Origin of the sequence: Streptomyces sp. WM6378 (assembly GCF_001279695.1) — a bacterium.
Taxonomy (GTDB): domain Bacteria; phylum Actinomycetota; class Actinomycetes; order Streptomycetales; family Streptomycetaceae; genus Streptomyces.
In genome coordinates this window covers 15,716-28,484 of record NZ_LGDD01000155.1, presented here as the reverse complement: position 1 = coordinate 28,484, position 12,769 = coordinate 15,716, and the positions used below count along the sequence as shown (strand labels likewise).

The 12,769-nt window shown below is 71.9% G+C and carries 9 protein-coding genes; 7 read left to right on the top strand and 2 right to left on the bottom strand.

Annotation, left to right across the window (positions count from 1 at the left end):
• Window positions 1-47 precede the first annotated feature (47 nt).
• The gene (locus ADK54_RS43385) at window positions 48-2,432 is read left to right on the top strand and encodes a sensor histidine kinase (RefSeq protein ID WP_053726110.1); all 2,385 of its coding nucleotides are present in this window, start codon (window positions 48-50) and stop codon (window positions 2,430-2,432) included.
• Between the two features lie 58 nt (window positions 2,433-2,490).
• Here the strand turns inward: ADK54_RS43385 and ADK54_RS14920 are convergent, their stop codons facing one another.
• Window positions 2,491-3,105 carry a response regulator transcription factor gene (locus ADK54_RS14920; RefSeq protein ID WP_053726109.1) on the bottom strand — a complete coding sequence of 205 codons (615 nt, stop codon included), beginning with the start codon at window positions 3,103-3,105 and terminating at the stop codon, window positions 2,491-2,493.
• Window positions 3,106-3,374: 269 nt separating this feature from the next.
• Here ADK54_RS14920 and ADK54_RS14915 point away from each other — a divergent pair, with 269 nt between their 5' ends.
• From ADK54_RS14915 to ADK54_RS14900, 4 genes are all read left to right on the top strand, one after another.
• The gene (locus tag ADK54_RS14915) at window positions 3,375-3,713 is read left to right on the top strand and encodes a DUF6059 family protein (protein ID WP_053726108.1); all 339 of its coding nucleotides are present in this window, start codon (window positions 3,375-3,377) and stop codon (window positions 3,711-3,713) included.
• A gap of 105 nt (window positions 3,714-3,818) precedes the next feature.
• Window positions 3,819-5,534, top strand: a complete 1,716-nt coding sequence (locus ADK54_RS14910; RefSeq protein WP_053726107.1) for an AMP-binding protein — start codon at window positions 3,819-3,821, stop codon at window positions 5,532-5,534.
• A gap of 4 nt (window positions 5,535-5,538) precedes the next feature.
• Window positions 5,539-7,275, top strand: a complete 1,737-nt coding sequence (locus tag ADK54_RS14905; RefSeq protein WP_053726106.1) for an acyl-CoA dehydrogenase — start codon at window positions 5,539-5,541, stop codon at window positions 7,273-7,275.
• Complete coding sequence (locus ADK54_RS14900; RefSeq protein WP_053726105.1) at window positions 7,272-8,108, top strand: 4'-phosphopantetheinyl transferase family protein; 837 nt, start codon at window positions 7,272-7,274, stop codon at window positions 8,106-8,108. The genes ADK54_RS14905 and ADK54_RS14900 overlap by 4 nt, the downstream gene beginning before the upstream one ends.
• A 184-nt stretch (window positions 8,109-8,292) precedes the next feature.
• Here ADK54_RS14900 and rpsT read toward each other — a convergent pair whose 3' ends face one another.
• Entirely contained in the window at window positions 8,293-8,559 is a 267-nt protein-coding gene (rpsT, locus tag ADK54_RS14895) for a 30S ribosomal protein S20 (RefSeq protein WP_053726104.1), read from the bottom strand.
• 224 nt (window positions 8,560-8,783) lie between these two features.
• Here rpsT and lepA point away from each other — a divergent pair, with 224 nt between their 5' ends.
• Window positions 8,784-10,649: a translation elongation factor 4 gene (gene lepA, locus ADK54_RS14890; RefSeq protein WP_078966389.1), complete on the top strand. Its 1,866-nt coding sequence runs from the start codon at window positions 8,784-8,786 to the stop codon at window positions 10,647-10,649.
• Between the two features lie 234 nt (window positions 10,650-10,883).
• Complete coding sequence (locus ADK54_RS14885; protein ID WP_053726170.1) at window positions 10,884-12,767, top strand: AMP-dependent synthetase/ligase; 1,884 nt, start codon at window positions 10,884-10,886, stop codon at window positions 12,765-12,767.
• Window positions 12,768-12,769 lie beyond the last annotated feature (2 nt).

Below are 12,769 nucleotides of genomic sequence, written 5' to 3'. Positions count from 1 at the left end.
GGGGACACTTGAGGACCGATGCAGTCGGCCGAGCGGGCCGGAAACCGGTGGACCGGAATCCGGCGGACGGGAACCCGGCGGCCCGGGACCCGGTGGCCCAGGGCCACCGGGTCCCGGGCCGCGCCGCCGGGCGGGCGTTGCCGCGGCGTACCGCGATCGCCATCACCGCAGGGGTGCTGCTCGGCTTCTTCGTGATCGACGGCAGTCACGTCTGGGCCGAACACCCGTCGGTGTGGCACGCCGTGGCCGCCGTGCTCGGGTTCGCCGCGATCATGGGGCTCCAACTGGTGCATTCCTTCCCGGGGTTCATCCTGCGGCTCGGCCGCTACCGGTATGCGACCTGGGTGCTCCAAGGCCTGCTCGCCTATCTGCCGATCATCGCGTTCGGGGCCGCGTGGGGCGGGATGACGGAGTTCTTCGCGGCTTCGGCGGTGCTCGTCCTTCCGGCGGCGCTCGGCTGGCCGCTGTTCGCCTGCGCGGTCGCCGGGGAGCTCGCGCTGTTCGGCCATTTCGGCTTCGACGCCGGGGACTTCGTGTACGGGGCCATCGAGGCGGTGCTGATTCCGCTGGTCGTCATCGGGCTCTCGCGGATGTCCGACATGATCGACCGGCTGCACGCGTCGCGCGAGGAACTGTCCCGCCTCGCGGTGGCGGGGGAGCGGTTACGGTTCGCCCGCGATCTGCACGAGGTGCTCGGGCTCAGCCTCTCCGCGATCTCCCTCAAGTGCGAACTCGCGTACCGGCTGCTCGCGGACGCGCCCGAGAAGGCGTACGACGAGGTCGGCGAAGTGCTGCGCACCTCGCGCAAGGCGCTCGCCGATGTGCGTTCGGTGAGCCGCGGCTACCGTCAGATGTCCCTGTCGGACGAGGCGAACGCCGCCGTCTCGATGCTGTCGGCGGCGGGCATCGACACCACCGTGCGCCACCGCTGCGGTGAGCTGCCCGCCCCCGTGGACACCGTCCTCGCCACCGCGCTCGGCGAGGGCCTGACGAACATGCTGCGGCACAGCAAGGCCGAGCGCTGCGTGATCACCACCGAGTGCGGCGGTGGCGTCGCCGTCCTGGTGCTCGGCAACGACGGTGCCGGCCGCGGCCGCACGGCCGGGCCGGAGCCGGGCAGTGGCCTCGCCGCGCTCGACTCCCGGCTGCGTGAACTGGGCGGCACCCTCACCCACGGCGCCGACGGGCGCGGCTGGTTCCGGTTGCGCGCGGTCGTCCCGCTCCGGCAGGACGCACAGGCGCCGAGGCCGCGGCGGCGTACCTCGGCCACCGGCGACCGGAGCAGGGCGGCGCGCCCGGGCCGCACCGACATGATGCCCCGGGCGGCGGGCGCGATCACCCTCGCCGTCCTCGTCGGCTACTTCCTGTCGTACTCGGCCGAGGGCTGGTCGTACGCCCCCTACGCGCACGGGTTGCCCACCGTCGAACTCTGCCTGCTCGGCTGCCTCGCGCTCCAGCTCGCCGAGTCCTTCCACCGGCGTTTCGCCTGGGGGCCGAGCTGGAAGGGCCGCCTGCGGTACGGGGCGCTGGGGGCGCAGGCGCTGCTCCAGTTCGTGCCGTTCCTGGTGTTCGGCGAGGCCTGGGCCGGGATCCCCGGCTTCCTCGCCGGATCGGCGCTGCTCGCCCTGCCCGCGGTGGCCGCGTGGCCGGTACTGGTCCTGGTCACCGTGGCGAGCGATGCCGCGCAGTACGCGGTGGGCGTCTCGACGCAGGACGTGATCTACGAGACCGCGTACACGCCGATCTGCGCCGTCGTCGTGTTCGGCCTGACCAGGATGGCCCAGCTCGCCACCGAACTCCACCGCTCCCGCGCCGAGATCGCCCGCCTGGCGGTGACGACGGAGCGCCTGCGTTTTGCCCGTGACCTGCACGATCTGCTCGGCTTCAGCCTGTCCGCGATCACGCTGAAGTGCGAACTGGTACGGCGGCTCGCGCCGACCCGGCCGGTGCAGGCGCGGCGCGAGCTGACCGAGGTGCTCGGCATCGTCCACGAGGCGCTCGCCGATGTGCGCACCGTGGCGGGCGGAAGCCGGCGGATGTGTCTGAGCGCCGAGGCCGAGCACGCCATGGCCATGCTCGCCGGGGCCGGCATCCACGCCACCGTCCGGCTCGACTGCGGTGAACTGCCCGGCGACGTGGAGACCGTGCTCGCCACACTCGTGCGCGAGGGCCTGACCAACATGCTGCGGCACAGCAGACCGGAGTGCTGCGAGATCACCGCCGAGCGGACGGCCGGCGCGGTGCGGCTGAGCCTCGTCAACGACGGGGCGGACCGGAGCGGCGATCCCTCGCTCGCCTCACGCCTTGGCGGCGGCAGCGGGATCGGGAATCTGACGACGCGCGTCGAGGCGGTCAACGGCCGGCTCACGGCGGGGCCGAGGCCCGACGGCCGGTTCGAGCTCAGGGCCGAGGTCGAACTCCTCGCCGCCTGAGACCAGGGGCGGCAGGAACGTTTCGGCCGGGGCTGATGCGGCAGCTCCGGCCCGGTGCTCAGACCGAGTGCAGCCAGCCCGCCTCGCGGGCGATACGGATGGCATCGACCCGGTTACGCGCGTTGAGCTTGCTGACGGCCGAGGTCAGATAGTTGCGAACGGTGCCGGAGGAGAGGTGGAGGCGGGACGCGATCTGGCCGGCCTCCATGCCCTCCGAGGCGAGCTGGAGCACTTCCCGCTCGCGGTCGGTGAGCGGCGAGGGGCCGGAGTCGAGCGTGGCGAGCGCCAACTGCGGGTCGATGACCCGCTCGCCCGCCGCCACCTGGCGGATCGCGGCGCAGAGACTGTCGGGATCGGAGTCCTTGGGAAGGAAACCGGAGACGTGGGCTGCCAGCGCCCGTCTGAGGTTCCCGGGTCTGCCGAGGCTGGTCAGGATGAGCGTGCGGCACTCCGGTACCGAGGTGTGCAGCCCAGCGGCGGCGGTGATCCCGTCGGTGCCGGGCAGGTCGATATCGAGAACGGCGACATCCGGCCGCATGGCCATCGCGGTCGGCACGATGTCCGTACCGGACGACAACTCGGCGACCACTTCCAGGTCGGACTCCAGTTCAATGAGCGACACCAATGCCTTGCGCAGCATATGCATGTCTTCGGCAATCAGAACTCGCACCATGGTGCCCCCCGTTGTGCTGGATCATGGGTCGGTTGCTAAGGATTATGCAATAGGCCGTGGCCAAGACCCGGGGCTGAGACTAATCCGGCACATGCCGTTTCAGGACCGGTACGAGCGGTTCCGCACCCGCGCCTTTCAGCCAGAACCCGACCACGGCTCAAGTGGTCGCTCCCATCCTCCCTCCACCCAGGCGCCGTCCGGCGGCCAGGGGGAAGGGAGAGGTGACGTGAACATGAACGGACACCCCAGCTCGGAAGGTGTTCACTGACATGGCCCGCCGGAAGAACCAGGACGTTCCGGACGGACGGGACGGCTCCGCCCGCCGCCGTCCCAAGGGCACATGGCGCCGCTTCATCGGCCGCTGCCTGCGACCCGTGGGCGAAGCCCTCATGGTGCACGGCGGTGTTGACATGTATCTGACCGCCGCCGACGGGAACAGGGCCCGGCTGCGCTCGCTCGACAGCGGGTTCCGCCTGATGCTGCGCACCGACGACGACGGCCCGCCGCCGGGCCACCCCGAGCGGCTGCGCCCCGACGTCCCGCTCACCCGCCAGGAGCTCCTGCTCCTGCAGGACCTGCTGAACGAGGTGCCCGGACGCAGAGGATGAGCGGCCCGGCCGCCCCCACACAGTTGATCTTCAAGTACCCGTCGAGGGCCGAGGCACAGAGTAGGAGGACCAACCATCCATCGTCCGAGCACCAGGGAGCAGAGGATGACCCCAGCCAAGAGCTTCACGCAGGCACTGGCGGCGCGGTTCGCCGACCGGGCCGCACGGACCGCTCTGCTCTGCCTGGACGGTGAGGGCAACGCCGACCACCGCACCTACCGGGAACTCGACGTACGGGCCAGGTCCGTCGCGGCCGCGCTGCTGCGCCGCCGCGCGGCCGGCGCGCCCGTCCTGATCTCGATGGACGGCGGCCCGCACACCGTCGCCGCCCTCGTCGGATGCCTGTACGCGGGCGCCGTCGCCGTGCCCGTGCCGCCGCCGGACAGCTCGCGGGCCGCCGCCGAACGTACCGCCGCGATCGCCGCCGAGACCGACGCGGCCGTCATGCTCACCGAGTCCGCGCACGCCCCCGAACTCTCCCGGCGCCTCGCCGAGGCCGGGCGTTCCGCGGTGGTGTGCCTGGCCGTCGACTGCCTGCCCGACGACGGCGCCGACTGGCAGCCGCCCGCCCTGACCGGCGCCGATGTCGCGCTCCTGCAATACACCTCCGGGTCCACCGCCGCCCCGCGCGGCGTCCAGGTCACCCACGCCAACCTGCTCGCCACCATGGACAGCCTGCGCGCCGCGCTCGGCACCGACGAGGACGCCCGCATCGGCGGCTGGCTCCCGCTCCACCACGACCTCGGCCTGATCGGCCAGTTGCTGCACCCGCTCTGGCTGGGTGCCACCGCCGTCCTGATGCCCCAGCGCCTGTTCGCCGCCGCCCCGCTGAGCTGGCTGCGCGAAGTGGCCCGGCACCGCGTCACCGTCACCGCCGCCCCCGACTCCGCGTACGCCCGCTGCCTCGCCGAAGCCGGCGACGACGACCTCGCGGACCTGGACCTGAGCGCGCTGACCACCGCCGTCAACGCCTCCGAGCCGGTCTCCGCCGTCACTCTCAGCGCCTTCGCCCACCGCTTCGCGGCCTCGGGCCTGCGCCCCGGCGCGCTCGCGGCCGGATACGGGCTCGCCGAGGCCACCCTCCTGGTCAGCCTCGCCGACGGGCTGCCGCCCGCCCCGGCCACCGTGTCCGCCGAAGGCCTGGAGCACGGCGAGCTGAGACCGCCGGTGCCGGGCCACCCGGTGCGCACCCTGGCCGGCTGCGGACCGGCGCGCGGCGTCACCGTGCGCATCGTCGACCCGGACAGCTCGGCCGTGCTTCCCGAAGGGGCCGTCGGCGAGATCTGGGTGCGCGGCGAGGCCGTCGCCGACGGCTACTGGCGCCGCCCCCTGGAGACCGCCGCCGTCTTCGGCCACGCCACCTCCTCGGGCGAGTACGGCTTCCTGCGCACCGGCGACCTCGGCGCGCTGCGCGACGGCGAGCTCTACCTCACCGGCCGCATCAAGGACGCCCTCCTCGTCGACGGCCGCACCCTGCACCCGCAGGAGGCCGAGCGCCAACTCGCCCAGTCCGGCGCCCCGTTCGGCTCCGCCGTGGTGCTCTCCGCGCCCGCCGAGCGCGAGGAGATCGTCGCCATCCAGGAGATCCGCGGCGCCGGCTGGAGCCGCGGCCAGCTCGCCGACCTCGCCGAGCGCGTCCGCGGCTGCCTGCGCCAGGAGTTCGGCGCGTCCCTTGGCGGCGTCGTCCTGGTCCGCCCCGGCACCGTCCGCCGCACCACCAGCGGCAAGGTCCGCCGCTCGCTGATGCGCGAGCTCTACCTGCGCGGCGAACTGCGCCCGCTGTACGCGTCGGCGCCCCCGTACGCCGCAGAAGGAGGCTGAGTCCATGCCCATCGCCGCCGTCCGGGCCGCCGCCGACCCGGACGTACGCCACCGGGCCGAGCGGCTCGAATTCCGCTTCGGCGACCCCTGCGACCCGGCCAACCCGCTGGGCTTCAGGGCCCTGCTCGCAGCCGACGGAGACAGTGAACTCCTGGGCGCCGCCGAAGAGTTGCTCGACCAGGAGGGCTTCGGCGCCGAGCTGGTGCCCCTCGCGCTCGGCGGCCGGCTGCGCGACGCCGACCAGCTGATGCGGATGCTCCGGCCGGTCTTCCGCCGCGATGTCGCGCTCGCCTTCGGCTACGGCATCACCTCGCTGTTCGCGGCGGCCCCGGTGTTCGCCGCCGGGTCGCCGCGGCAGCGCGAGAGCGTGGCCCGGCTGCTCGTGGCGGGTGGCCGTGCGGCCATCGTGCACCGCTCGCTCGCCCACGGCACAGCGATGCTGCGCGGCGAGCTCACCGCCATGGAGTACTCCGGCGGCTTCGTCCTGGACGGCCGCAAGGACGTCGTCATCAACGCCGAGCGCGCGGGCGCCGTCGTCGCCTACGTCCGCACCGACCCCGCGCCGGGACCCGCCTCGCACTCGGTGTTCCTGCTCGACCCGGCACAACTCCCGCCAGAAGGCGTCCAGTTGCTCAAGCGACGGCCGACCACGGGCATGCGCGGCTGCCGCTTCGCCGGGTACGAGTTCGACGCGTGCGAGGTGCCGGGCGACGCATTGGTCGGCGAACCGGGCGCGGGCGTACGCCTTTCCCTGCGTACGTTCCAGCTCAACCGCACCCTCATCACCGGCGCCGTCATCGCCTCCGTCGACACGGTGCTGCGCGCCGCGGTGCGGGCCGCGCCAGCCGGGGACACCCTGGGCAGGCGCCAACGCGGCGTGCTGGCCGGGGTGTTCGCCGATCTGCTCGCGGGCGACGCCATGGCCACCGCCGTGCTGCGCGCCCTGTCCCTGCTGCCCGGGGCGGCCCATCTGGCCGCCGCCGAACTCAAGTACCTCGTACCGGATCTGCTCAGGGACGACCTGGAGGAGCTCGCCACCGTGCTCGGGGCCGGCGGCTACAGCCGCGACACCGACCAGGGCATGCTCACCAAGCTCCTGCGCGACCTGCCCGCCGCGGGGCTCGGCCACGCCGGGACCGCCTCCTGCCAGGCCGTGGTCATCCCCCAACTCCCGGTCTTGGCACGGCACTTCTGGGGCCGCGAGGCCGAACCGCCCGCCGCCCTGTTCCGCGGCGCCGAACCCGTACCGCACCTCGACATCGGCGGCCTGGAAGTCGCGGGCGGCGGGGACTTCCTGGCCGCCTCCCTCACCGCGTCCGCCGCCCGCCTCGCCGGATCGGCGGCCACCGGACCGTACGGCGAAGTGCTCCGGACGATGGCCGCCGCCTTCCACGCCGACCTGCTCGCCGTGCGCGAGGCCTGCCTCCTCATCGAGCCCGGCGACCGGGCCGCGCTCGCGAGCCCCGCCACCGCAGCCCTCGCCGACCGGCACTCGGTCCTTGTCGCGGCCGGCGCGGCCCTCGCCGTGTGGGAGCGCCACCGGCACACCACCGGCTTCCTCGCCGACCCCGCCTGGCTGGTGCTCGCCCTGCACCGCTACGGGCGCAGGCTCGGCCTCACCCTTCCTCCGCTGCCGCCGGACTGCGTCGACCGGGTCGCGGAGGAGCTGCTGGCGCGCTTTCGGGCCGGCCGCAGTTTCGATCTTCACGACGCGCCTCTGGCGGAAGCAGGTACCCCATGAGCCCCCTCACAAGGACGGGCATCGCCGAACCCCTTCTGATGCCGGGACCGGACAGCCCATGGAGCCGGGTGCGGCAGTCCATGGCCTGGCACGGCCATGTCGTCGTCCACGCGAACTGGCGGGACTGGCTGCCCGCGGCCATCGCCGACCCCCAGCTGCGCCCCCTGCTCGGCGCCCGCGACTGGCAGCGCCTCAACAACCTCGCCGACCCCGAGGCCCGCGACCGCTTCGCCGCCTCCCGGCTCCTGGTGAAGTACACCGCGGGCGCCGCCCTGCAGACCCCGCCCGAGACCGTCGAGCTCGCCTCCAAGGCGGGCGGGCGCCCCTATCTGCGCGGCTGCGACCAGATCGAGGTCAGCCTCAGCCACACCCGGGACCTCCTGGTGGTGGGTCTGAACCGGCGCGGCCGGGTCGGCGTCGACACCGAGCTCGCCGACCGCCGCATCCAGTACTCCGCGGTCCAGCGCCACCTGTGCACCCCCGCCGAGCGCCGCTGGCTCGGCGCCCTCGACGAGGCCGAACGGCAGCGCCGCCTGGTGCGCACCTGGACGCTGAAGGAGGCGTACACCAAGGCGCTCGGGCAGGGCATGCGGATGGGCTTCACCCAGTTCGGCTTCGACGCCGAGGCCACCACGCTACTCACCCCGCAGGGCGAGCCCGCTTCGCACGGCGAGTGGGCGTTCGACACCTTCGAGCTCGACGGCGGCTATCTGGTCGGGGTGGCCTGCCATGACGCGGGGCTGCGCGACGAGGGCGACACCGCCGTCTCCACCATGCTCGACGAGGGCTTCCTCGGCGAGGTCGTCGACCTGGTCGGCCGCGTCCACCACTGATCCCGGGCAGCACGAAGGCCCCGTTTCCTCCTGGGGAAGGAGGGAACGGGGCCTTCGGGTTACTTATGGCTAGCGCCGCGCCCGCGTGGCGAACGCGTCCGCGCGCGGCACTGGGGTGCCGTCGGGGAGCGGTAGAGGGGCCGCTTGGTCCCGTCGGGCGGGTCGATCAGATGAAGCGGGGTGTTCAGCCCTGGAGGCCGGCCACCTTGTGCGCCAGCGCCGACTTCTTGTTGGCGGCGGCGTTCTTGTGGATGACACCCTTCGAGACAGCCTTGTCGAGCTGACGCGAAGCGGCGCGGGTCGCGGCCGTGGCCTTCTCGACGTCGCCGGCGGCGACAGCCTCGTTGGCCTTGCGGATGAAGGTGCGCAGGGAGGACTTGACGGACTTGTTGCGCAGGCGCGCCTTCTCGTTCGTCTTGTTCCGCTTGATCTGGGACTTGATGTTCGCCACGAAAGAGCCTTTGCAGGTTCGATGATTCGATCTTAGGTCGGCCCCGCCGCCACAAGGGTGACGAGACACAGCTGTCCACGGTACCAGTCGCCCGCCGACCAGCCCAAACCGAGCACAGGCCCGCAGGCGTGGGACCATAGAGGCGCTACTTACGTATCGAACCGTCGTCGACCCGAGACGAGGCGCCGCGATTTGACCGCGGGCCTCAAGAATCAGGACCCTGCGTGCCCGCGACTCCTCCCAACGTGCCCGAGCCGAGCCGTACCGACCCGGCGCTGATCCGCAACTTCTGCATCATCGCGCACATCGACCACGGCAAGTCGACCCTTGCCGACCGGATGCTCCAGCTGACCGGCGTGGTCGAGCAGCGGCAGATGCGCGCCCAGTACCTCGACCGCATGGACATCGAGCGCGAGCGCGGCATCACGATCAAGAGCCAGGCGGTCCGGCTGCCGTGGGCCCCCACCGAAGGCCCCGACCAGGGCCGGGCCCACATCCTGAACATGATCGACACCCCGGGCCACGTGGACTTCACGTACGAGGTGTCGCGCTCTCTGGCCGCCTGCGAGGGCACCGTCCTCCTGGTCGACGCCGCCCAGGGCATCGAGGCGCAGACGCTGGCCAACCTGTACCTGGCCATGGAGAACGAGCTCACCATCGTTCCCGTCCTCAACAAGATCGACCTGCCGGCCGCCCAGCCGGAGAAGTTCTCCGAGGAGCTCGCCAACCTCATCGGCTGCCAGCCGGAGGACGTGCTGAAGGTCTCGGCGAAGACCGGCGTCGGCGTGGACGCGCTCCTGGACCGCGTGGTCCGCGACGTGCCCGCCCCGGTCGGCGTCGCCGACGCGCCCGCCCGCGCCATGATCTTCGACTCGGTGTACGACTCCTACCGAGGCGTCGTCACCTATGTCCGTGTGGTGGACGGCCAGCTCAACAAGCGCGAACGCATCCGCATGATGTCGACCGGCGCCACCCACGAGCTCCTTGAGATCGGCGTCTCGTCCCCCGAGATGACCCCGGCCGACGGCATCGGCGTCGGCGAGGTGGGCTACATCATCACCGGCGTGAAGGACGTCCGACAGTCCAAGGTCGGTGACACCATCACCAGCCTGCACAACGGCGCCACCGAAGCGCTCGGCGGCTACAAGGACCCGAAGCCGATGGTCTTCTCCGGTCTGTATCCGCTGGACGGCTCGGACTACCCCGACCTGCGCGAGGCCCTCGACAAGCTCCAGCTCAACGACGCCGCCCTGGTGTACGAGCCGGAGACCTCCGCGGCGCTCGGCTTCGGCTTCCGCGTCGGCTTCCTCGGCCTGCTGCACCTGGACGTGATCCGCGAGCGCCTGGAGCGCGAGTTCGGCCTCGACCTGATCGCGACCGCGCCGAACGTGGTCTACCGGGTCGTCCTTGAGGACGGCAAGGAGGTCACGGTCACCAACCCGAGCGAGTTCCCCGAGGGCAAGATCTCGGACGTGTACGAGCCGGTCGTGCGGGCCACGATCCTCGCCCCGTCGGAGTTCATCGGCTCGATCATGGAGCTGTGCCAGACCCGCCGCGGCACCCTGCTCGGCATGGACTACCTCTCCGAGGACCGGGTCGAGATCCGCTACACCCTGCCGCTCGCGGAGATCGTCTTCGACTTCTTCGACCAGCTGAAGTCCAAGACGCGCGGCTACGCCTCGCTCGACTACGAGCCCACCGGCGAGCAGGCCGCCAGCCTGGTCAAGGTCGACATCCTGCTGCACGGCGACAAGGTCGACGCCTTCTCCGCCGTCTGCCACAAGGACGCGGCGTACGCCTACGGTGTGCGGCTCGTCGGCAAGCTGCGCGAGCTCATCCCGCGCCAGGCCTTCGAGGTGCCCATCCAGGCCGCCATCGGCTCCCGGGTCATCGCCCGCGAGACGATCCGCGCCATTCGCAAGGACGTCCTCGCCAAGTGCTACGGCGGCGACATCTCCCGTAAGCGGAAGCTCCTGGAGAAGCAGAAGGAGGGCAAGAAGCGGATGAAGATGGTGGGCTCCGTGGAGGTCCCCCAGGAGGCCTTCATCGCGGTGCTCTCCAGCGACGAGTCGGGCGGCAAGAAGAAGTAGTACGCCCTCGATCACCGGCTCTCCGCACCGCCGCCACAACGGACCCCCGCGCCTTCGCGCGGGGGTCCGTTCGTTATGAAACCACTCTCCGTTGCCTCTTACGCGCCGGGCGACGGCGCTCTACTCTGATCACGCCCGATGGTTACTCGCCAGTTAAACAAGCGTCGGACAGCCAGAGCACCCGGAGAACCAACCAGTCGCGCAGCCTTGCCGCAGGCCAGCCCGGAGGACGTCGTGAGCGACACACAGACCTTGATCGAGAATCGGCCGCCGTCCGTGGCGACCCTCTTCGTCCAGCGCGTGGACGCCACGCCCGACGCGGAGGCCTACCGCTACCCCGTACCGGGTGCGGGGCAGGCCCCCGACGAGTGGAAGTCGCTCAGCTGGGCCCAGGCCGCCGAGCGGGTCTACGCGATCGCCGCGGGCCTGGCCGACCTCGGGGTGCGCGGCGAGGAGCGGGTCGCGCTCTCCTCCGCCACCCGCGTCGAGTGGATCCTGGCCGACCTCGGGGTGATGTGCGCGGGCGCCGCCACGACCACGATCTACCCCTCCACCAACGCCGAGGAGTCGGCGTTCATCCTGGCCGACTCCGAGAGCCGGGTCCTGATCGCCGAGGACGCGGCCCAGCTGGCCAAGGCCCGCGAGCGCCGCGCTGAGCTGCCGAACCTGCGGCACGTCGTGGTCATCGACCCGGCCGGCGCGGAGGCGGCCGAGGGCGACCCGGAAGGCTGGGTGCTCAGCCTCGCCGAGCTTGAGGCGCGCGGCGCCGCCCTCCTGGAGAAGAGCCCCGAGGCGGTCAGGGAGCGGATCGCGGCCATCACCGCCGACCAGCTCGCCACCCTCATCTACACCTCCGGCACCACCGGCAAGCCCAAGGGCGTACGGCTGCCGCACGACAACTGGTCGTACATGGCCAAGGCGATCGCCGCGACCGGCCTCGTGACCGGCGAGGACGTGCAGTACCTGTGGCTGCCGCTCGCGCACGTCTTCGGCAAGGTGCTCACCTCGGGCCAGATCGAGGTCGGGCACGTGACCGCCGTCGACGGCCGCATCGACAAGATCATCGAGAATCTGCCGGTGGTCCAGCCGACCTACATGGCCGCGGTGCCCCGCATCTTCGAGAAGGTCTACAACGGCGTCGCGGGCAAGGCCCGCGAGGGCGGCGGGGCCAAGTACAAGATCTTCCAGTGGGCGGCCGGGGTGGCCCGCGAGTACGCGAAGGCCAGCCAGGACAACTTCCGCCGCACCGGCCGGCCCGGCGCGCCCTTCGCGCTCGCGGCCAAGCACAAGGTCGCCGACGCGCTCGTCTACAGCAAGATCCGCGAGGCGTTCGGCGGCCGGCTGCGGGCCTGCGTCTCCGGCTCGGCCGCGCTCGCGCCCGAGATCGGCTTCTTCTTCGCCGGCGCCGGCATCCACATCCTGGAGGGCTACGGCCTCACCGAGTCCTCGGCCGCCTCCTTCGTCAACCCGGGCGAGGCCTACCGCACCGGCACCGTGGGCAAGCCGCTGCCCGGCACCGAGGTGCGGATCGCGGACGACGGCGAGATCCTGCTGCGCGGCCCCGGCATCATGCAGGGCTACCACGGGCTGCCCGAGAAGACCGCCGAGGTCCTGGAGTCCGACGGCTGGTTCCACACCGGCGACATCGGCGAACTGTCCGCCGACGGCTACCTGCGCATCACCGACCGCAAGAAGGACCTGATCAAGACGTCGGGCGGCAAGTACATCGCGCCCGCCGAGGTCGAGGGCCAGTTCAAGGCGGTCTGCCCGTTCGTCTCCAACATCCTGGTGCACGGCGCCGACCGGAACTTCTGCACCGCGCTGATCTCCCTCGACGAGCCCACCATCCTCGGCTGGGCCAAGGAGCAGGGCATCCAGGGCTCGTACGCCGAGATCGTGGCGGACCCGAGGGCGGTGGAGCTGGTCGACGGCTACGTCAAGCGCCTCAACGAGGGCCTCCAGCGCTGGCAGACGATCAAGAAGTTCCGGCTGCTCCCGCGCGATCTCGACGTGGAGCACGGCGAGCTGACGCCCAGCCTCAAGCTGAAGCGGCCGGTCGTCGAGCGCCAGTACCGGGCCCTGATCGACGAGATGTACGCGGGCTCCCGGGAGGCCTGACC

Coding starts and splice junctions, on each gene's coding strand:
- ADK54_RS14900 (WP_053726105.1), top strand. CDS start 7,272: ATGAGCCCCCTCACAAGGACGGGCATCGCCGAACCCCTTCTGATGCCG.
- ADK54_RS14920 (WP_053726109.1), bottom strand. CDS start 3,105: ATGGTGCGAGTTCTGATTGCCGAAGACATGCATATGCTGCGCAAGGCA.
- ADK54_RS14915 (WP_053726108.1), top strand. CDS start 3,375: ATGGCCCGCCGGAAGAACCAGGACGTTCCGGACGGACGGGACGGCTCC.
- ADK54_RS14910 (WP_053726107.1), top strand. CDS start 3,819: ATGACCCCAGCCAAGAGCTTCACGCAGGCACTGGCGGCGCGGTTCGCC.
- ADK54_RS14905 (WP_053726106.1), top strand. CDS start 5,539: ATGCCCATCGCCGCCGTCCGGGCCGCCGCCGACCCGGACGTACGCCAC.